Annotated in this window: 16 protein-coding genes; 6 read left to right on the forward strand and 10 right to left on the reverse strand. The window is 67.3% G+C overall.

Annotation, left to right across the window (positions count from 1 at the left end; all coding sequences use genetic code 11):
- Positions 1-20: 20 nt before the first annotated feature.
- From C1930_RS17295 to C1930_RS17305, 3 genes are all read right to left on the reverse strand, one after another.
- Positions 21-2,762, reverse strand: coding sequence for a TonB-dependent receptor (locus tag C1930_RS17295; protein ID WP_108772272.1), 2,742 nt, complete (start codon positions 2,760-2,762; stop codon positions 21-23).
- 138 nt (positions 2,763-2,900) lie between these two features.
- Positions 2,901-3,893 (reverse strand): aromatic amino acid DMT transporter YddG, encoded by a 993-nt coding sequence (gene yddG, locus C1930_RS17300; protein WP_199912371.1) that lies wholly within the window; start codon positions 3,891-3,893, stop codon positions 2,901-2,903.
- Between the two features lie 212 nt (positions 3,894-4,105).
- Positions 4,106-4,996, reverse strand: a complete 891-nt coding sequence (locus C1930_RS17305; protein WP_108757214.1) for a LysR family transcriptional regulator — start codon at positions 4,994-4,996, stop codon at positions 4,106-4,108.
- 101 nt (positions 4,997-5,097) lie between these two features.
- Here C1930_RS17305 and C1930_RS17310 point away from each other — a divergent pair, with 101 nt between their 5' ends.
- Together C1930_RS17310 and C1930_RS17315 are read left to right on the forward strand one after the other, a co-directional pair.
- A complete protein-coding gene (locus C1930_RS17310; protein WP_199912372.1) occupies positions 5,098-5,622 on the forward strand; it encodes an SRPBCC domain-containing protein in 525 nt (174 codons plus the stop codon).
- Between the two features lie 47 nt (positions 5,623-5,669).
- Positions 5,670-6,785, forward strand: coding sequence for an NADH:flavin oxidoreductase/NADH oxidase (locus C1930_RS17315; RefSeq protein ID WP_108772273.1), 1,116 nt, complete (start codon positions 5,670-5,672; stop codon positions 6,783-6,785).
- A gap of 22 nt (positions 6,786-6,807) precedes the next feature.
- On the opposite strand, the gene C1930_RS17320 is transcribed toward C1930_RS17315, so the two are convergent.
- The 6 genes from C1930_RS17320 to C1930_RS17345 form a co-directional block, all read right to left on the reverse strand.
- Positions 6,808-7,518: a response regulator transcription factor gene (locus C1930_RS17320; protein WP_234412688.1), complete on the reverse strand. Its 711-nt coding sequence runs from the start codon at positions 7,516-7,518 to the stop codon at positions 6,808-6,810.
- Between the two features lie 10 nt (positions 7,519-7,528).
- Positions 7,529-10,171 carry a sensor histidine kinase KdpD gene (locus C1930_RS17325; protein ID WP_108772274.1) on the reverse strand — a complete coding sequence of 881 codons (2,643 nt, stop codon included), beginning with the start codon at positions 10,169-10,171 and terminating at the stop codon, positions 7,529-7,531.
- Positions 10,172-10,242: 71 nt separating this feature from the next.
- Positions 10,243-10,869 carry a potassium-transporting ATPase subunit KdpC gene (gene kdpC, locus C1930_RS17330; protein WP_108772275.1) on the reverse strand — a complete coding sequence of 209 codons (627 nt, stop codon included), beginning with the start codon at positions 10,867-10,869 and terminating at the stop codon, positions 10,243-10,245.
- A gap of 9 nt (positions 10,870-10,878) precedes the next feature.
- Positions 10,879-12,927: a potassium-transporting ATPase subunit KdpB gene (kdpB, locus tag C1930_RS17335; protein ID WP_234412796.1), complete on the reverse strand. Its 2,049-nt coding sequence runs from the start codon at positions 12,925-12,927 to the stop codon at positions 10,879-10,881.
- Positions 12,928-12,952: 25 nt separating this feature from the next.
- Positions 12,953-14,686, reverse strand: coding sequence for a potassium-transporting ATPase subunit KdpA (kdpA, locus tag C1930_RS17340; RefSeq protein WP_108772277.1), 1,734 nt, complete (start codon positions 14,684-14,686; stop codon positions 12,953-12,955).
- A 71-nt stretch (positions 14,687-14,757) separates the two neighbouring features.
- Positions 14,758-15,486 (reverse strand): TorF family putative porin, encoded by a 729-nt coding sequence (locus C1930_RS17345; protein WP_108772278.1) that lies wholly within the window; start codon positions 15,484-15,486, stop codon positions 14,758-14,760.
- Between the two features lie 255 nt (positions 15,487-15,741).
- Between C1930_RS17345 and C1930_RS17350 the strand changes: the two genes are divergently transcribed.
- The 3 genes from C1930_RS17350 to C1930_RS17360 all read left to right on the forward strand — a co-directional run bounded on the left by C1930_RS17350 (position 15,742) and on the right by C1930_RS17360 (position 17,421).
- Positions 15,742-16,143, forward strand: a complete 402-nt coding sequence (locus C1930_RS17350) for a hypothetical protein (RefSeq protein WP_108762953.1) — start codon at positions 15,742-15,744, stop codon at positions 16,141-16,143.
- Positions 16,144-16,146: 3 nt separating this feature from the next.
- Positions 16,147-16,593: a 3-dehydroquinate dehydratase gene (locus C1930_RS17355; RefSeq protein ID WP_108754229.1), complete on the forward strand. Its 447-nt coding sequence runs from the start codon at positions 16,147-16,149 to the stop codon at positions 16,591-16,593.
- Positions 16,594-17,019: 426 nt separating this feature from the next.
- Positions 17,020-17,421: a hypothetical protein gene (locus tag C1930_RS17360; RefSeq protein WP_108772279.1), complete on the forward strand. Its 402-nt coding sequence runs from the start codon at positions 17,020-17,022 to the stop codon at positions 17,419-17,421.
- A gap of 120 nt (positions 17,422-17,541) precedes the next feature.
- On the opposite strand, the gene glmS is transcribed toward C1930_RS17360, so the two are convergent.
- Positions 17,542-19,380 carry a glutamine--fructose-6-phosphate transaminase (isomerizing) gene (gene glmS, locus C1930_RS17365; protein WP_108772280.1) on the reverse strand — a complete coding sequence of 613 codons (1,839 nt, stop codon included), beginning with the start codon at positions 19,378-19,380 and terminating at the stop codon, positions 17,542-17,544.
- 201 nt (positions 19,381-19,581) lie between these two features.
- Here glmS and C1930_RS17370 point away from each other — a divergent pair, with 201 nt between their 5' ends.
- Positions 19,582-20,865 carry an efflux RND transporter periplasmic adaptor subunit gene (locus tag C1930_RS17370; protein WP_108772281.1) on the forward strand — a complete coding sequence of 428 codons (1,284 nt, stop codon included), beginning with the start codon at positions 19,582-19,584 and terminating at the stop codon, positions 20,863-20,865.
- Positions 20,866-20,883 lie beyond the last annotated feature (18 nt).

The raw sequence follows: 20,883 nt of genomic DNA on the forward strand, positions 1-20,883 counted from the left end.
CCTGCTGGACGTGGCAACGGTCAGAACTTGTAGCGCAGGCCGACCAGGTATTCGCGTCCGGTCTGGGTGTAGGTCAGCGGCAGCTTCCACGCCGTCGTGCCCACCCATTCGTTGCTGGTTTCGTTGGTCAAGTTGATCGCTTCCAGGCTGATTTCCAGCTGGTCATCAATCTTCCAGCTGATCGAGGCATCCACCGTGTCCACCGCATCCATGCCGTGGAAGCTGAAGCCCTGCACGCTGGCCGGCACCTGCGTGTAGTAGCCATCGCGGTGGGTGTAGGACACGCGCGCGCCCAGCTTCTCGCCTTCGTAGAACAGCGTGCTGTTGTACGCATTCTTCGACAGCCCGGTCAGATCGGTCTTCAGCGATGCCGCACCGGTGGAGGTGAGGTACTGGATCTGCGAATCCACCCAGGTGTAGTTCAACTGCAGGCCCAGGTTGCTCCAGCGCCCGGGCAGGAAGCTGAAGGGCTGCACGTAGTTGAACTCGGCGCCCTTCAGGTCACCGCCGGGCGTGTTCAACGGGCGGGTGAAGGTGAAGTCCTCGTTGGGCGATACGCCGGTGCCGTCCAGCAGACTGGCCGGCAGGCCGCTGGCGGTGAACGGCATGACCGTGCTGGTGCCCTGCACGAAGCTTTCGATGTCCTTGTGGAACAACGCCAACCCCAGCAGACCGCCTTCCTGGAAGTACCACTCCACGCCCAGATCCAGCGTGCGCGCACGGATCGGGTCCAGGTTGGGGTTGCCGCCGTTCACGTAGCGGTGGCCGCTGGACAGGCTGAGCGTGGTGCCCGGGGTAAGCGATGACAGCCCCGGCCGCGCCATCACCTTGGCCGCACCAAAGCGCAGCATCACGTCGGGGCCCAGCTCGGCCACCAGGTTCAGCGAGGGCAGCGTATCGGTGTAGTCGCGCGAGACATGGGTCAGCACCATCGCACCGTCCACGGTGGAATAGCCGGTGGACGACTGGGTGGTCTTCACCCGGCGCACGCCCACGTTGCCCGACACCGGCACGCTGCCGATATCGAAGCCGAACTCACCCATCAGCCAGGCACCGCGGTCGCGCTCTTCCACGCTGCGGCGCGTGGCGTTGCGTTCGTACAGTTGGTAGATGCCCTGCCCGCTGTAGATGCCCAGCAGCTGCGACAGCGCCGCAAGATCCGGCACGGCCCAGGCGTCGGGCGAACCCGCCACGCCGCCCAGGCGCGCGATGTCCACCATCGCCGCCGGCACGGTGTAGCTGCCATCGGCGAAGGCCGGTACCACCGTCTCGCTCTGCCGGCGGTATTCGCTGGTGTCGAACTGGTAGTCCTTGGCCAGCAGACCGCCCTTCAGAGTGAACGACGGCCCGAAGTTCCAGCTGAAATCCAGCGCGGCGGTGTCGAAGGTATTGGTGGCGTACTGCGGGCGCAGGCGCACTTCGGCCAGGGTCCAGCCACTGGCGTCGGTGGGATCGATGCCGTAGTTGAAGGTCGGGTGGGTGACGCTGTCGCGGAAATCGTAGCTGTAGCCGGCCACGTTGGCCTTGTCCATGATCAGCGTGGTCTGCACCGGGTTGGCGTGCTTGGAACTGGAATGCCCGGCCAGCAGGTTGATCTTGAACGCATCGCTGAAGCGGTGTTCGCCGCTGAGCGAGACCTGCTTGAACTCGGTGCTCCATTCGTCGCGGCGCTGTTCCGAGCGCACGCCGGCGCCATCGAACACGCCGTACAGCAGCGCGCCGGAGGTCGGATCGATGTAGCCATCGCGCAGCAGCATGTTCTGCTTCTGCGCCGAGTAGGCGAACGAGATCGCTTCGATGTACTTCTCGCTGCGCACGGTATCGATCTTCGAATACAGCGCATCCAACGCGAATTCGGTGTTGTCGGTCGGCTTCCACTGCAGCGCGGCAGTCACGCCCAGACGCTTCTGGTCGTGTTCCAACAGCGTGTAGCGCGGGAAGTACGGGTGCCACACGCCATCGGCCAGGCCGGCGGTGAACGGCGACGCCGGATTGAAGCCGCCATTGCTGCTGGCGCTGTACCAGCGCCCGGTGTTGCTGCCTTCTTCGCGCACCTGGCGCTCGGAATAGGCCACCGACAGCAGGCCACCGAAGCGGCCATCGGCCCAGGTATCGGCAATCAGCGCGGCCGCGCGCGGGCTGGCCTTGTTCGACAGATCGTTGAAGCTGCCCTGCCCGCTGGCAGCGAAGGTGAAGCCGTCGTAGTCGAACGGACGCGCGGTGCGCAGGTCCACCGTGGCGCCCAGCGAACCCTCTTCCACGTCGGCCGAGGCGGTCTTGCGCACGATCAGCTGCGAGAACAGGTCCGAGGCGAACACGTTGAAGTCGAAGCCGCGGCTGCGGTTGGTGCCGCCGGACTGGTCCGAGCCGCCCACGGTGGTCAGCGCTTCCAGGCCATTGATGCGCACGCGGGTGAAATCCGGGCCCAGCCCGCGCACGGAAATGTTGCGGCCTTCGCCGGCGTCGCGGGTGATGGTCACCCCGGGAATGCGCTGCAGCGATTCGGCCAGGTTCAGATCGGGGAAGTTGGCGATGTCCTCGGCCACGATCGCATCGACCATGCCCTTTTCAGAGCGCTTGATGTCCAGCGCCTTTTCCACGCTGGCGCGATAGCCGGTCACGGTCACCGCATCCAGGTCGGTGGGGTTGGCGCCGCTGTCCTGCGCGGCGGCCGGGCCGGCCAGGGCCAGCATCACGGCGCTGGCCAGCGCGCTGGCGACGAAGGTAACCGGTGTCTTTTTGCGATTCAGCCTGTGCGTCATGAAAATCCCTTGCAATCACTGCTACTGGCGGTCGTAGGTGCGCATCAGTTGATGACACCGGGGGACAGGCAACGTAACAGTGTCATCCGGCTGAAACATCGTGCGGCGCAACACGGCGCCACAGGCAGCCAAGGGATATCAGGCGGTATGTGCGGCCGGCGGCGCCGGCGGTGGCAGCGCGCGCGGCGGGCGGGTGGCCCACCAGCACAGCAGGGAACCGGCGGTCACGCAGGCCACCCCACGTACGAAGCCCATGCCCGGCTGCAGCGACAGCCACAGGCTGCTCCACAGCACCGACAGCACCGGCGCGAAGTAGGAAAAGATCGCCATCGAGGTGACGTTGCCGTGCTGCAGGCCGTGGTTCCAGCAGCCATAGGCGGTGGCGGTCAGCAGGCCGAACACCGCCACCTGGGCCAGCCCGCCCCAGTGCAGGTGCAGCGGCGGCGCATCGCCCAGCAGGTACTTCAGCCACAGCACGACCGCGGTGGCGGCCATGAACAGCGGTACCGCATTGCGGGTGCCGCCGATGCGCTTGGTCACCAGCGAATAGGTAGCCCACATGCAGGCCGCGCCCAGTGCCAGCGCATAGGCCAGCGGGTTGCTGCGCAGGTTGCCCCACAGCACCGCCGGCGACCACGCGCCCTCGCCGGTCACCACCATCACCACGCCCAGCAGGCACAGCACCGTGGCCGGCAGCAGCAGCCAGTTGCCGCGCTGCATGCGGGTCAACACCGTCAGCAGCACGGTCAGGCACGGCCACAGGTAATTGATCATCACCAGTTCCAGCGCCTGCCCACGGTGGTGGGCCAGGCCGATGGACAGCGACAGCGACGCCTCGGTACCGATGAACAACGCACCGCCCAGCAGCAGGTAACGTCGCGGCAGCTGCGATGGCCGCGGCATGCCCAGCATCAACGCGGAAAAGAACGCAGCAGCGGTGAAGATCAGTGCGGCGCCACCGGTGGCACCGAAGATCTCGCTGATCGTGCGCAGCATGCCCAGCGTGGGGCTCCACAGCAGCACGGCACTGGCGCCGATCAGGGTAGGAAGATGGGGGGACGCAGAAGCGCGCAGCGCGCGGAAGCCGTACATGGGGGCGACGACAACAAGGGCAGTTCGGTTGAAAGGCACGCGCCCGCCTGCGCCCGGCCCCGACAACGGGACAGGCAGGACAGGGGGACAGGTGAGTCCTGGGAAGTACGCTGGTCCGTAGCGACGTCCCCGGAATGCCCCGGCACTGTGCGTTGCAGGGGAAAACGGCGGGAGGCGGGTTACAGCAGCCGACTGGCCGAAGCGGATTGTACGCCTTCGATGTTGCGCCGCAATAGAACCCTGTTCAGGCGCTACGTGGCGCGGTCGCGGCGGAAGCGCGGCAGCCCGCGCAGGCGCTCCACCAGCCACTGCGCCGCGCCCGACAACGGCCACTCCGCACGGTGGATCAGCCACAGCGTATCGCGCACCGGATCGCCACATTCCACCGTATCGATCAGCGCCGGCTGCGCGAACGATTCGCGTGCGTGGCGCGGAATGACAGTGAAGCCCAGGCCGCGCGACACCGGCTCCAGGATCAGCGCGACCTGGTTGGTGAAGCCGTGCACCGGCAGCGTGCCCACCCCGGGGTTGCCCGGGAAGCGCCGCGACAACAGGCGGGTAGCCATCGCTCGTCCATCGGGGTGGTCGATGAAGCCCAGCCGCTGCAGATCTGCCCAGTCTTCGGCCTGCGCACCGGCAGGCACCACCAGTTCCAGCACTTCCTCGGTGAAGGCCGAGGCGGCCACGCGCGGGTCGTCCGGCTTCAGCGTCACCAGGCCCAGTTCGTACTGTTTGTTCACCACGGCCTGCAGCGCTTCCGGGTCGGGCGCGAAGCGGTGGCGGATCACCAGCCCGGGGTGATTGCGCTGGTAGTCCAGCAGGATGGGATACAGCGCCAGGCCCACGCTGCCGGGGCTGATCAGGCTCACCTCACCCTGGTCTGAAACCGTCTGCGACAGGCTCGCTCGCAAGCGCCCGTGCGCGCGCTCCATGTCCTGGATGAAGGCCAGCAAGGCGGTGCCCGCCGGGGTCAGCTCGACCTGCCGCGGCCGGCGGATCAACAGCGGCCCCAGTTCGTCTTCCAGGTGGCGTACGTGCTGGCTCACCGCGGCCTGGGTCAGGCCGAGCTGCTGCGCCGCACGGGTGAAGCCCCCGTGGGCGACCACGGCCGCGAACGAGCGCAGCCACTGCGGATTATGCATAAGCAGATTTTATCCACGGGATAAGTCGCCATTAGACCACCTATGGGCATGGGCCACCTACGCTTGTAAGGCCCTCTTTCCCTTCCCTGCACCACTCCCCCATGAAAATGAACGCCATCCACTGGCCCGACGGCTACCTGCCGGGCCTGACCGACAACTTTGTCTCCAACGAAGTCATCGTCGCCGGCCTGACCGCCGCCGACCTCTGGCCGCTGCTGGCCACCCCGGCGCACTGGCCGACCTACTACGCCAACTCGGCCAACGTGCGCTTCCACGATGGCCGTGGCCCGGTGCTGGCAGCCGGCGACCGCTTTTACTTCGAAACCTTCGGCTTCCCGGTCGAAGCCCGCTGCACCGAATACGTTGCGCCCACCGCCGGCGCGCCGGGCCGGGTGGCGTGGCACGGCTGGGCCGGCGAGGAAGGCGCCGCCGATCGGCTGGATGTCCACCATGCCTGGCTGGTGGAAGACCTGGACGCTGGCCGCGTGCGCATCCTCACCCAGGAAACCCAGAACGGCGCACCGGCCAAGGCGCTGCAGGCGGCCAAGCCCAACCCGATGATCAACGGCCACCAGGACTGGCTGGACGGTCTGGTCGGCGCTGCCCGCGCCCTTCCGCCGCGCTGATCCCATCGCTCCCCGCCCGTTCGCTGCACCCCGCTACCGAGATCTTCATGACCGCTCTGTTCAGTCCCTTCACCCTGAAGGGCATCACGCTCCGCAACCGCATCGCCATTCCGCCCATGTGCCAGTACTCGGCGCACGAGGGCTATCTCAGCCCGTGGCACACCACCCATTACGCCGGCATGGCGCGGGGTGGCGCCGGTCTGGTCATCGTCGAAGCCACCGCCGTTTCCGCTGAAGGCCGCATCACCCCCGGCTGTGCCGGGCTGTGGGAAGACGGCCAGATCGAAGGCATGGCGCAGGTTGCCGCGGCGATCAAGGCCGCCGGCGCCGTGCCGGGCATCCAGATCGGCCATGCCGGGCGCAAGGCCAGCGCCAACCTGCCGTGGGAAGGCGACGACCATATCGCCGAGGGCGACCGCCGTGGCTGGCCGACACTGGCGCCGTCCGCGCTGGCCTTCGGTGGCGGGCTGGGCAAGGTGCCGCAGGCGATGACGCTGGACGACATCGCGCGCGTGCAGGCCGATTTCGTAGCCGCCGCCCAACGCGCGCTTGCCGCAGGTTTCCAGTGGCTGGAACTGCACTTCGCCCATGGCTATCTGGCACAGAGCTTCTTCTCGCCGGTGGCCAACCAGCGTACCGATGCCTACGGCGGCAGCGCTGAAGACCGCGGCCGCTTCCTGCGCGAAACCCTGGCCGCCGTGCGCCGCGTGTGGCCCGAACACCTGCCGCTGACCGCGCGCTTCGGCGTCGTGGAATACGACGGCAACGACGAGCGCTTCTACGACGAAGCCGCGCAGCTGGTGCGGGAGATGCGCGATGGCGGGCTGGACCTGATCGACGCCAGCATCGGCTTTTCCACCGCCGCCAGTCGCGCGCCGTGGGGACCGGGCTTCTTCGTTCCGGTAGCCGCACGCCTGAAGCGCGATGTGCAGATGCCGGTGGCCGCGAGCTGGTGCATCGACGATCCGCACATGGCCGAAAAGGCCGTGGCCGAGGGCAGCATGGACCTGGTGCTGATCGCCCGTGCGCACCTGGCCAACCCGCACTACCCGTACCAGCTGGCGCTGGCACTGGGCGAACAGAACCCGGCCGGTGTGCTGCCGCCGCCCTACGCGTACTGGCTGTCGCGCTACCGCGGCCCCGGCAAGGGCGCCGCGCAGTAACGGCGCAGCACCGGCGCCGTTGTCAGCCGCTGCCGTGGAACTGCAGCCCCACCCCGGGCAGCGTCTGGATGTAACGCGGTGCGGCGGCGCTGTCGCCGATCTTCGGCCGCAGGCGTGCCAGCAGGATGCGGATGTAGTGCGCATCGCGGTTGTGGGTGGGACCCCATATGCCGGTCAGGATGACCGGCTGGGTCACCACCCGCCCGGCGTTGCGGGCCAGCAGCAGAAGCAGCGCGTACTCCTTGCGCGACAGCGCAAGGGGGCTGCCCTGGAAGGTGACCACGTGGGTCTGGTCGTCGATGCACAGGCAACCGTCGTCGAAGCGGAACGGCTCATCGCCGCTGCGGCTGGCCGAGCGCAGCAGCACCCGGATGCGCGCCATCAGTTCATCGATGCCGAACGGCTTGGTGACGTAGTCATGTGCACCGCCATCGAGCGCGGCCACTTTCTCGCGCTCACCGGCGCGCGCCGTCAGCATGATCACCGGTGCCGGCGAAAACGCCCGCAGCTGGGCCAGCACCGCGTGCCCGTCCATGTCGGGCAGGCCGACATCCAGCACCACGATATCCACGCTGCAGCTGCGGGCCACGTCCAGCCCGCCCTGCCCGTTCTCGGCCAGCAGCACCGTATAGCCCTGCGCACGCAGGCTGATCTGCAGGAAGCGACGGATATGCGGCTCATCATCGATGACCAGCACGTTGATGCCCGATTCCACGGCGGCAATCTGCGTCACATCGGGTTCCTCATGCCGCCGTGGGCCGCAGCATCGGCAGGGTGATGCGGATGACGGTGCCCACGCCATCCGGCCCGGCAAACGCTTCAACCGATCCGCCATGCGCGCCGATCATGCCCTGCGCGATGGTCAGGCCCAGCCCGGTGCCCTTGCGGTTCCTGTCGCCACGCTCGACGCTGTAGAACATGTCGAAGATGCGCTTGCGCTCGTCTTCGGGAATGCCGGGGCCACGATCGCGCACGTCGATCTGCAGGTTGCCGCCGAGCAGGCGAGCGGACACATCCACCGCCGCGCCCGGCGGGGAGAACTTGGCGGCGTTCTCCAGCACGTTGAACAGCCCCTGTTCGACCAGGGCCGGATGCACCCAGATGGGCGGCAGTTCCGCGGCGATGGCCACATCCAGCGTGACCCCCGGCTGGTACCGGCGCAGACGCCCGGCGGCCGATCCGATCAGTTCATCCACGCCCACCCAGTCCCGGTTCAACGTCAGCCCATCGTGGCCCAGCCGGGTCATGTCCAGCAGGTTCTGGATGTAGCGGTCGAGCCGATCGCCCTCCTCCAGGATGGTGTCGAGCAGGTTCGCCTTGTCCTCGGCCGACAGCGCATCCGGGTAGCTCACCAGGCTGCTGGCCGAACCAATCATCGACGCCAGCGGCGAGCGCAGGTCGTGCGACACCGACGACAGCAACGCCGAACGCAGGCGCTCGGTTTCATTGCTGACCCGCGCGCCCTCCAGATCGGCCACCAGCCGGGTGCGCATGATGGCCTGGGTCACATCGTCGATCATCGCTTCGGCAAGGCGGCGCTGCTCGGGCGCCAGGCGCGCGGTGTCCTCGCCCCAGCGCAGCCCCATCACGCCCACCACGGTGCGGTTGGCCAGCAGCGGAACGAACCACCACGGTGAGGCAGCCAGCGTATCGGTGAAGCGCCCGGCCTGCTGGCGATGCGCCAATGACCAGTCCGCCGCCGCTTGATCGGTGGCCTGCAGCACCGTGCCAGGCGACTGCTCGGTGCGATCGGCGGACTGGATCCACACCGCAACCCCCAGGCTGCGTTCCATCGCAATGCGCCCCACATGCAGCACCTGGCCCAGGTCGGCCGCGCTGCTCAGGCCGCGCCCCAGCCGTTCCATCATCGTGGCCTGCGCATTGACCGCGCGCAGCGCCAGGATCTGCGCGCGCAGCCGGGTGGCCAGGCTGCCGCAGACCAGTGCGGCCACCAGGAAGATGACCACCGTGGCCACGCCACGGTTGGCGCTGATGCTGAAGGTGAAGGTGGGTTCGATGAAGAAGAAGTTGTAGCTGAAGAAGCACAGCGCCGCGGTGCCAACCACGCCCAGCATGCTGGTGCGGGTGGCCACCAGGATCACCGCCACGATGAAGACCATCGACATGTCGTCGATACCGAGCCATCGCTGCGCCATCCACGAAGCCACGATCGCGCCCAGGGTGGCCAGCACGGCAGCGCTCAGATCGTGCCGCAGCAGCGAACGGTCGGGAATGCGCAGGCGGCGGCGCGCACGCGCACGTGCTTCGGGCGAGCTGATGATGACCAGTTCGTAATGCGCCCCGCGCTGCAGCAGTTGTTGGGTCAGCGTGCGGTTGATCATGCGGGCCAGCGGCCGCTCGCGGGTGCGGCCCACGATCAGCGTGGATGCACCGCAGCGTTCGGCGTGGTCCAGCAGCGCATCGGCCACGTGGGTGCCGTGCACCACCTCGGCGTCCGCACCCAGGCTGCGTGCCAGTGCGAAGGCGCGGTCCAGCTCGGCCTGGCGTGTGGCCTCCACCGGCTTGCCGGACTGCACGGTCACCACCGTCCAGGGCGCATCACGGCGCTGGGCGATCCTGCGCCCCGCGCGCACCATGTATTCCGATGCGCCCATGCCATCGATGGCGATCAGCACCCGGTTGCGCAGCGCAATGCCGGGCAGGCCGCGTGCGATCTGCGATTCGCGCAGGTCTTCTTCCACGTGGTCGGCCGCCGTCTGCATGGCCAGTTCGCGCAGCGCCGCCAGGTTGGACGGCGAAAAGAACGCCTGCAAGGCGTGGGTCGCCTGCTCGGGCAGGTAGACCTTGCCCTGGTTCAGGCGTTCAATCAGTTCGCGCGCGGGAAGGTCGACCAGGCGGATGTCGCGCAGGCGGTCGAACACCGCATCGGGCACGGTCTCGCTGACGCGGATGCCGGTGATGCGATGGACGACGTCGTTCAGGCTTTCCAAGTGCTGGATGTTGATCGTGGTGTAGACATCGATGCCCGCATCCAGCAGATCGATCACATCCTGCCAGCGCCGTTCATGGCGGCTTCCCGGAACGTTGCGATGGGCCAGTTCATCGATCAACGCCACCTGCGGACGGCGCGCCAGGATTGCATCGACATCCAGTTCCTGCAGCTTGCGGCCCTGGTATTCAATGCGCCTGCGCGGAATCAGCTCCAGCCCGTCCACCAGCGCGGCGGTTTCGGAACGGCCGTGGGTTTCGACGATCCCCACCACCAGGTCGATGCCCTGGCGGCGCAGCTCGCGTGCGCGCGACAGCATGGCGTAGGTCTTGCCCACGCCGGGCGCGGCGCCCAGGAAGACGGTCAGGTGGCCGCTGTTCTGCCGGCGCAGTTCGCCCGCCAGCGCATCGGCCTTGGCGTTGCGGTCATCGTTCATGGGCAGGTTCCATCAGGTGTGCGCAGGCCCCTGTGCGTACACAGGGGCGGCTCGATCCGAGCGTGCCGCGCTCAGTTCCGGGTCGGGGCCGGTGCCACCTGGTCCAGCGCCAGGTTCAGCTCCAGCACGTTCACGTGCGGCGCACCATAGAGGCCAAAGCGCATGCCTTCGGTGTGCTTGGCCAGCAAGGCCTGCACATCGGCAGCCTGCATGCCGCGTGCCTTGGCCACGCGCTGCACCTGGATCTGCGCGGCCTGCGGCGAGATGTGCGGATCGATGCCGCCACCAGACTGGGTCACCAGGTCGCTGGGCACCGCTTCCGGCGCCACGCCGTCGCGCGCCGCCACGGCCGCGCGGGCCTCGTCCACCCGCGTGCGCAGGTCCGGGTTGGTGCGGGCCTGGTTGCTGCCGGCCAGCGCCATCACGTCGTAGGACGCCGCCGACGGGCGCGACTGGAAGTAGCGGTCATCGGCAAACGGCTGCGCCACCAGTGACGAGCCGACCACCTTGCCGTCGCGCTCGATCAGGCTGCCACTGGCGGCGGCCGGGAACATCAGGTTCCCCAGGTTCGTGGCCGCCAGCGAGTAGACGAAACCGAAGCCCAGCAGCGAGGTGATCGCCAGGCCGATGGAAGCGCGCCAGACGCCACTGCGGGTGGGAGCGGAGTGCGACGAAGCGTGTTCAATGATGTTGTTCATGGCAGGTCCTCAGGCACCGAACACGGCGGCCAGCGCAATGTCGATCAATTTGATGGCCGGGAACGGCAGCAGCACGCCGCCCAGGCCGTACACCAGCACATTGCGGCGCAGCAGCGCGGTGGCGCTGGCGGCACGGAAGCGCACACCGCGCAGGGCCAGCGGAATCAGGATCGGAATGATGATCGCGTTGAAGATCAGCGCGGCCACCACCGCGTTGGTCGGGCTGGACAGGTGCATCACGTTCAGCGCGGCCATCGAGGGAACGGCGGCGAACATCGCCGGCAGGATGGCGAAGTACTTGGACACGTCATTGGCCAGCGAGAACGTGGTCAGCGCGCCGCGGGTGATCAACTGCTGCTTGCCCAATTCCACCACCTGCAGCAGCTTGGCCGGGTCCGAATCCAGGTCGACCATGTTGCCGGCTTCCTTGGCTGCCTGCGTGCCCGAGTTCATCGCCAGGCCGACGTCGGCCTGCGCCAGCGCCGGCGCATCGTTGGTGCCGTCGCCAACCATCGCCACCAGGCGCCCCGAGGCCTGTTCCTGGCGGATACGGGCCAGCTTGTCTTCCGGGCGTGCCTCGGCGATGTAGTCGTCCACGCCGGCTTCGGCAGCGATGGCCGCGGCGGTCAGCGGGTTGTCGCCGGTGATCATCACCGTCTTGATGCCCATTGCACGCAGCTGCGCGAACTTTTCCTTGATGCCGTGCTTGACCACGTCGGACAGCTCGATCACCCCCAGCAGGTGGCGACCATCGGCCACCACCAGCGGCGTCGCGCCATTGCGGGCTACCTGCTCCACGCGCGCCGACAGTTCCGGCGAGGGCTCCGAGCCCAGCGACTGCGCGTACTTCACCATGGCGTCGATGGCGCCCTTGCGGATGGCACGCACCTGGCCATCGGACAGATTCAGATCGACACCGGACATGCGGGTGTGCGCACTGAACGGCACGAAGTGCGCGTTGGTCGGCTCTTCGATGGGCGTGTTCGGCTGGCGGGCCAGCTTGACGATCGACTTGCCTTCCGGAGTCGGGTCGGCCAGCGAGGACAGCAGCGCTGCTTCGCGCAGTCGCTGCATGTCCACGCCCGCCAGCGGATGGAACGCCGTGGCCTGGCGATCGCCGTGGGTGATGGTGCCGGTCTTGTCCAGCAGCAGCACGTCCACGTCACCGGCCACTTCCACCGCCTTGCCCGACTTGGCCAACACGTTGGACGACAGCGCGCGGTTCATGCCGGCAATGCCGATGGCCGGCAGCAGGCCACCGATGGTGGTCGGAATCAGGCAGACCAGCAACGCGACCAGCAGCAGCGGGTCCAGCGAAATACCCACGAAACCGGCGATGGACGGCAGGGTCAGCACCACGATCAGGAAGGTCAGCGTCATGGTGACCAGCAGCAGGCCCAGCGCGATCTCGTTGGGGGTCTTCTGCCGGTTGGCACCTTCCACCAGCGAGATCATGCGGTCCAGGAAGCTGTTGCCTGGTTCGGCGGTTACCCGCACCACGATTTCGTCGGACAGCACCTTGGTGCCACCGATCACGCCGGAGCGGTCGGTACCGGCCTCACGCAGTACCGGTGCCGATTCGCCGGTCACCGCCGATTCGTTGATGGTGGCCAGGCCACGGATGATCTCGCCGTCGGCGGGCACGATCTCGCCCGCCGACACCACCACCAGATCGTCCGGGCGCAGCTCGGCGGCCGGCACCGAGACCGCGCTGGCCGGCATGGCCGCATCGCTGATCCTGCGTGCCACCAGATCCTTGCGTGCACGGCGCAGCGAGGCGGCCTGGCCGCGACCGCGCGCTTCGGCCACGGCCTCGGCGAAGTTGGCGAACAGCACGGTGACCAGCAGCAGTGCGGTAACCGCCCAGCCGGTACCGGTGGCGGCCTTGCCGGTAATGGTCAGGCCCGCCGTGAGCAGGGTGCCCAGCCACACCACGGCCATCACCGGGTTGCGGAAGGCATGGCCAGGCGACAGCTTGGCGAAGGACGCAATGACAGCGGCCTTGAACCCGGCGGCATCCAGCAGCGCCGGGCGACCGGGGCGATGCCCGGTGTGCATGGAAGTATCAGTCATTGGGAAATCCTCAGAAGGCCTTGAGCGCCAGGTGATCGGCGATGGGGCCCAGCACCAGAACCGGCATGAACTGAAGCAGGGTCAGGATGACGACCACCGCGATCAGGGTGAGTGCGAAGGTGGGCGTTTCCACGTGCAGCGTGCCCGGGCTTTCCGGAACGGCACGCTTGCGCGCCAACATCGCCGAAATGACCAGCGGGATGATCAGTGCCGGGTAACGGCCCAGCGCCAACACCACCGCACAGGTCAGGTTCCACCAGTAGGTGGCATCGCCCAGACCTTCGAAGCCGGAGCCGTTGTTGGCAAAGGCCGAAGTGAATTCATAGAACACCTGGCTGATGCCGTGGAAGGACGGGTTGGAATTGCCGGTCAGGCTGGGCACGGCCAGGGTGATGGCGGTAAGGGACAGCAGCACCAGCGGCTGCAGCAGCACCAGCACGGCCAGCAGTTTCACTTCCGGCGCTTCGATCTTGCGGCCGAACAGTTCCGGGGTGCGGCCGGTCATCAGGCCGGCCAGGAACACGCTCAGCAACAGATAGACCAGGAACTGCTGCAGGCCGCAGCCGATGCCACCCCAGATGGAGTTGACCAGCATGTTGCCGATCGTGACCAGGCCGGTCAGCGGCGCCAGCGAATCGTGCATGGCGTTCACCGAGCCGTTGGAGGTCTGCGTGGTCAACGCCGCCCACAGCGCGGAAGCGTCGGCGCCGAAGCGCACTTCCTTGCCCTCCATCAGTGCAATGTCGGTACTGGTGGACGACAGCGATTCAGACCACAGGGCCACACCGGTGGAAACCAGCGACATGGCCAGCATGGTGCCGACCACCAGCGCGGTGAAGCGGCGGCGCCCGGTGAAGGCGCTTACCATGAAAGCGATGCTGACCGGAATCAGGATCAAGGCCAGGGTTTCCAGCAGGTTGGAAAGCGCGGTCGGGTTTTCCAGCGGCACGGCACTGTTGGGGCCATACCAGCCACCGCCATTGGTACCCAGCTGCTTGGCCGCCACCATCGAGGCCACCGGCCCCAACGGAATCTTCTGCTCGGCCATGCCCGCAGACGCGTCGATGGGCGTGGCCACCGGGCCGCCGTTCAGAGTGGACGGCACGCCCTGCCAGGTCAGCAGCAGCGACCACAGCAGGCACAGCGGCAGCATCAGGCGCACGGCCGGGCGGATGACATCGGCCCAGTAGTTGCCCAGGTCGGGTTCGCCATCGGTTGCAGCGACCGGCGTCGCGCGATCCTTGCCCGTTGCGGCCAGCACATCGCGCCTGCGCCCGCCGAACAGGCCGCGCAGGGTTGCCACCACCAGGGCCAGGCCCATCATCGGGGTGATCACCTGCAGGCCGAGAATGCCGGTCATCTGCGCGAAGTAGGACAACTGCGCCTGGCCGGAATAGTGCTGCTGGTTGGTGTTGGTCAGGAACGAGACCATGGTGTGCAGCGCCAGGTCCCAGTGCATGTTCGGCGCATTGTTGGGGTTCAGCGGCAACCAGGCCTGGGTCATGAAGATGGCCAGGGTCAGCACGGCCAGCACCAGGTTGCTGACCAGGAACGCCGTAACGTACTGCTTCCAGCCCATACCCTGGCCAGGCGCAACGCCCAGCATGCGATAGAGCGGCCGTTCGATCAGGCCAAACACGCGGTCACCCCACATGGGGTTGCCACGCATCACCGCCGCCAGATAGCGGCCAATGGGCCAGCCCAGCAACAGGGCCAGCGCAAATACGGAAAGGAACTCGAACATGGGATGTCCCACCTTGTTGTGGTTGGATCGCCGTGCGCGCGGGGGCGCCTGTCAGCGATGCCGGACTCAGTTCAGAACGACGCCTGCAGCGCGGCTTCGACGCGCGAACCCGCCAGATCGGGGAAGATGCGCTTGGCCGCCGAATCGGTGGCGTGCGCGGTCACGCGCAGTTCGAACGGCGCCTTGAAGGCCCAGATGCCGCTCAGTTGGCCGTGCGTGTAGCTGTCGTTGTAGGCGTCTTCCAGCCAGTAATGGCCCACGGCGGCCTCGAAGCGCACGCTGTCGCTGACCGGCAGTCGCGCGCCCAGCTGCGCGTACACGCCGCGCTCGTCGGTGGCCAGGGCATCGGGCGAGTACGCCACCTGCAGCCAGTAGTTCTGCTTCCAGGTCACGGTGCTGTTCAATTCGGTCCAGTTCAGATCCACCGTGGTGGACGGGTACCGGTAATGGATCAGGTTGACGTCCAGCGCCCAATCGTCAGACAGGCCACCGGACCAGCCGGCAATGAAATCCAGCTCGCTGCTGGCATGGGTCTCCGGCGCGAATTCGACGTTGGAGCCCCAGACCGACGCGTACCAGCCCGATTCGGCACTGGCCTTGAAGCCGGCCTGCACGGCCGCATCGCCCTGGGTCTGGCTGGAACCACGCCACACATAATCATTGGCAATGGCGGCCGAGCCGGACACGGTGGCCGCATGGCTGCTGAGCGCGGTGCCGGCGAACAGGACCAGGCCGGCCAGGCTACGGGTGGCAATGACCTGGGCGCTGACGCGCTGGCCCGGGAAGAGGTGCAGAGACATGAAATGACAACTCACAGGATGGCTGTTCAGCCGATGCGAAAATTGTCGAATCGATGCCTGTAAAAAGCCCATTCCCGCGTTGATACGCCGCGTAAAATCTTCATAAAATTTCACGCCCCGCTGGCGGCGATGCAGCGCACCGCGCCGGCCGTTACGTTGATTTTATGCAGGGGCGGCAGAACACGGCTGGCGATTTTACGTAGCCCACCGCGACCATGGCATCACCGCACCGCAGGGTGTGAAACCAGAACCGCCATGACCGTGATCGTGATTCGCCACGCAACCCCCAGCAGTGTGCCGCCGAGCCTGCCTGCGCACTTGGGCAACCATCCCGTGGTCTGCAAAGACTGCAGTGGCGTGGAAGAGATTCGCCAGTGTCTGTGCCAGATCGACGCCCAGCCCCGCGACTGGGTGGTGCTGGAACTGGGTGCCGTGGACGAGCAGCAATGGTGCGAACAGGCCGCCGCGCTGGGCCACGCGCTGGACCAGTTGCCGGCGCAGTACATTGAAGTCCAGGCCACCTGCGAACTGGATCTGCAGTCGCGGCTGCGCCTGCAGCATGCACCGGCCGCCGTGGTGGTCGACCATCGCAACGCGCAGGGCGGCTATCCGCTCTCGCTGGGCATCATCCGCCACCGTCTGGCCATGGAGGCCTGAGCCATGTCGATCTTCATCATTCGTGGCCCGGAAGCCAGTGGCCGTCTTATCCGCACGGCTGCACCGCTGCCCAGCCCCGTGCTGAAGGCACTGGTGGAACGCGCCATCGATGCCGGCACCACCATCGCCATCCGCGCGTGCGGTTCCGAACAGGAACTGCTGGACGCACTGCGCGTGGCCGACCACAGCCGCGGCGAGATCACCCTGCTCGACCCCGGTGCGTGCGCCGACAGCACCCGCCTGCAGCGCCTGCTGCCGCATCTGCATAACGCCTATGTGGAAGTGCACGACGATGGCGCGCAGCGCGAGACCTGCATTCCGGCTGGTGCTGGGCGCCGGCTGGCGGTGGCCAGTGGCTACGGTGCGCAGAGCTATGCGTTGGGGCTGGAGATCGCGCTGGAACACCTGGGGCTGGCCGAAGACAGCAACCGCTTCCACGTGGGGACCTGAGCCGCACCCGGAAGATCTGTAGCGTCGAGCCTTGCTCGACGAACCGTCGGCAACCGGTGTCGCAATCGGCGCGCCGCCGCGTGCGTCTGCAGCGCATCGGTGTATTGCAACAATTTCGATCTTTCCAACTTTCCTCATTGGCGGCCAAGGCGACCCATGCGAAATATGGGTGGCCACCGAAAACGGGTGGCACGGGCTTGCAATCCCGTGGGTAGTTTCTGCTGGTTACGCTTGCCTGTCGGCGTCGCCCATTCCCTGTGGGTGGCGTCGGCAGGCACTCTGTCCGCGCACCTATGGCGGGCGGTGCGTGGGGGCCTCGTGCCCGCCGGCTTTTGCAGAAGCTCCCCGGTATTGCAACCACGCACCGTCCGCCACCCTTGCTGTTAAGCGGGGTGGCTTCTTCGCCGCATGCAGAAGGAAGCCGCCATGAGCACCTCGCGATACCCGTACCTGTTCGCCACTTTGGGCGAGGCCGCCAACACCCTGCCCGATGAACTTGCCCAGCCGCTGGAAACCACGCTTGCCGCCCAGCAGACCGATGCGGGCATCACTCTGCTGGGCAGCCTGCAGCGCATCCGCCAGGTAGATGCCGCCGATGGCCAGCCGCTGCAGCGCAAGGGGCGTAGCAACGGCCAGTGCATGGCGCTGGCGCGCATCCATCGCGCCAACGCCGGGCTGACGCTGCTGCTGGAACTGCTGCACGCCAGCGAGCGCGTGCGCGTGGATGGCGACGAAGCGCAGCAGGTCGGCAACGATGTGCGCGAAGGCCTGCTGCTCGCGTGCCGTGGCCTGGCTGAGTATGTGGATGTGCAGGTGCACGCGGCCTGAGGCATGCCGCCGGGCATGGCCCGGCGCTACCGATGGTGGCCGAGCCGTGCCCCGCGGCGCCGGTGTTGCCCGGCCCCTGGTAGCGCCGGGCCATGCCCGGCGACCACAGGCCCTTCCGGCTTATTCCACCGTAACGCTCTTGGCCAGGTTGCGCGGCTTGTCCACGTCGGTGCCGCGTGCCAGCGCGGTGTGGTAGGCCAGCAGCTGCACCGGAATGGTGTGCACCACCGGGCTGAGCACGCCGGCATGGCGCGGGGTGCGGATCACGTGCACGCCTTCGGACTCGTTGAAGTTGCTGTCCTGGTCGGCGAACACGAACAGTTCGCCGCCACGCGCGCGCACTTCCTGCATGTTCGACTTCACCTTTTCCAGCAGGCTGTCGTTGGGCGCGATCACCACCACCGGCATGTCTTCGTCCACCAGCGCCAGCGGGCCGTGCTTCAGCTCACCGGCCGGGTAGGCCTCGGCATGGATATAGGTGATTTCCTTCAGCTTGAGCGCACCTTCCAGTGCGATCGGGTAATGCAGGCCACGGCCCAGGAACAGCGCGCTGCTCTTGCGCGCGAAGCGCTCGGCCCAGGCGGCGATCTGCGGTTCCATGTTCAGGGCGTGCTGCACGCTGCCCGGCAGGAAACGCAGCTGTTCCAGGTATTCCGCTTCCTGTGCTGCATCCACCCGGCCGTGCAGCTTGCCCAGCACCACGGTCAGCTGGAACAGCGCGGCCAGCTGGGTGGTGAAGGCCTTGGTGGAGGCCACGCCGATTTCGGCGCCGGCACGGGTGTAGCAGACCAGTTCGCTGGCACGCGGAATCGCACTTTCCGGCACGTTGCAGATCGACAGCGTGTGGGTGTGGCCCAGCGACTTGGCGTACTTCAGCGCTTCCATCGTATCCAGCGTTTCGCCGGACTGGGAAATGGTCACGATCAGGTGCTTGGGATTGGCATACGCGGCGCGGTAGCGGTACTCGCTGGCGATTTCCACGCTGCACGGCAGGCCGGCGATGGATTCGATCCAGTAACGCGCGGTCAGGCCCGAGTAGTAGCTGGTACCGCAGGCCAGGATCTGCACGCCTTCAATGCCGGCCAGCACGGTTTCGGCATTCTTGCCGAAAAGCTCGGCCGGGAAACCACCGGCGTCGATCGCCGCTTCGATGGTGTCACCCAGCGCGCGCGGCTGCTCGTGGATTTCCTTCTGCATGAAGTGGCGGTACGGGCCCAGTTCCAGCGAGGCCAGCGACACATCGGACAGATGGGTGTCGCGCTGCACCGGCTGGTCGTGTTCGTCGAACACCTGCACGCCATCACGGCGGATATCGGCGGTGTCGCCCTCTTCCAGGAAGATGACCTTGCGCGTGGCCGAGATCACGGCCGACACATCGGACGCGACGAAGTTTTCGCCCTCGCCCAGGCCCACCAGCAGCGGGCAGCCCATGCGCGCGCAGACGAAGTGGTCCGGCTCGGCGCGGCTGACCACGGCCAGGGCGTAGGCACCGGTCAGCTCCTTCACCGTGCGCTGCAGCGCGCCCAGCAGGCTGTCGCCGCCCTTCAGGTGGTGGTGCATCAGGTGCGCGATCACTTCGGTGTCGGTCTGCGACTCGAAGGTGTAGCCCAGCGCGCGCAGCTTCTCGCGCTGCTCTTCGTGGTTTTCGATGATGCCGTTGTGCACCAGCGCCACGCCGTGGCTGATGTGCGGGTGCGCATTGGCCTCGGTCACCCCGCCATGGGTGGCCCAACGGGTGTGGCCGATGCCCAGGCTGGCGTTGAAGCCCTCGGCCTCGGCGGCGGTGGCCATTTCCGAAACACGGCCGGTGCGGCGCACGCGGCGCACGTCCGGGCGCTCGCCCTGGTCGATCACCGCAATACCGGAAGAATCGTAGCCGCGGTATTCCAGTCGTTTCAGTCCTTCGATCAGCACCGGCACCACATCGCGATCAGCGATCGCACCTACGATTCCACACATGTCGCGTTTCCTTCAAGACGGTGTCGGCATTCTAGCGTGGGTGTCCGCCCTCCCCCGCCTGTCCGCTTAATGAAAGTGTCCGCTGCAGTGTCCGCGGACACCCGGACACCGATCACGGGCCGCTAAATCACTGATTCATAACACCAAAAAGTTGGCACGCGACGTGCTTGGTATGGACTACCACCGACAGGCACGTACCCGATGATCCGCGACACCTCTGCCCAGGACCAGATCGTTTCCTCCGCCCCGGCCGGCACCTCCCGCTCGGGCGCCGCCCTGCGCCGTTACCGCTGGCCGGTGCTGGGCGGGCTTGCCCTGCTGACCGCCATCGGCTGGGCGGTGCATGCCTGGTCCAATGCCAGCCGCTCCTTCGACAGCAGCCGGGTGCGCATTGCCGAAGTGCAGCGCGGCGACCTGGTGCGCGACATCGCCGCCGACGGCCGCGTGATCGCCGCCAACAGCCCCACCCTGTACGCCATCTCGGCCGGCACCGTGGACCTGAAGGTGGTGGCCGGTGACGTGGTGAAGAAGGGCCAGGAGCTGGCGATCATCGACAGCCCGGAACTGCGCAGCAAGCTGGCCCAGGAACAGGCCACCCTGGCCGGCCTGGAAGCCGAAGCCAGCCGCGCCGCGCTGGACGCCACCCTGGCCCGCGCCAAGTCGCGCAAGGAAACCGACCAGGCCAGCATCGAACGGCAGGCCGCCGACCGCGACCTGCAGCGTTACCAGCGCGGCTACGACGGCGGCGCGGTGCCGCAGATCGACCTGGCCAAGGCCCAGGACAGCCTGAAGAAGGCCGACATCACCCTGGCCAACGCCACCACCGACGCCCGCCTGCAGAGCCAGGGCGCCGACCTGGATGCGCGCAACAAGCGCCTGCTGGCCGACCGCCAGAAGGCCGTGGTGACCGAAGTGCAGCGCCAGGTGGACGCGCTGACCCTGCGTGCCCCGTTCGACGGCCAGGTGGGCCAGGTGCAGGCCACCCAGGCCACCAACCTGGCGGCCAACGCGCCGGTGCTGGGCGTGGTGGACCTGTCCAAGTTCGAAGTGGAGATCAAGGTGCCGGAAAGCTTCGCCCGCGACCTGGCCATCGGCATGCCGGCGCAGCTGACCGGCGGCAACGGCAAGCCGTTCGCCGGCGAGATCAGCGCCGTCTCGCCGGAGGTGGTGAACGGTGAAGTGAACGCCCGCGTGCGCTTTGCCGCCGCACAGCCCGAAGGCCTGCGCCAGAGCCAGCGCATGTCGGTGCGCGTGCTGCTGGATACGCGCAGGAACGTGATGAAGGTCGAGCGTGGCCCGTTCGTCGAACAGGGCAACGGCGTGGCCTACGTGATGGACGGCCGCACCGCGGTGCGCCGGCCGGTGGAACTGGGCGTCAGCAGCCTGGGCGAAGTGGAAATCAAGTCGGGTGTGCAGCCGGGCGACCGCATCGTGGTCTCTGGCAGCGACCTGTTCAAGGACGCCGAACGCGTCTCCGTCAACTGACACATCCTGGAGAGAGGA

The sequence above is a fragment of the Stenotrophomonas sp. SAU14A_NAIMI4_8 genome, assembly GCF_003086695.1.
Classification (GTDB): domain Bacteria; phylum Pseudomonadota; class Gammaproteobacteria; order Xanthomonadales; family Xanthomonadaceae; genus Stenotrophomonas.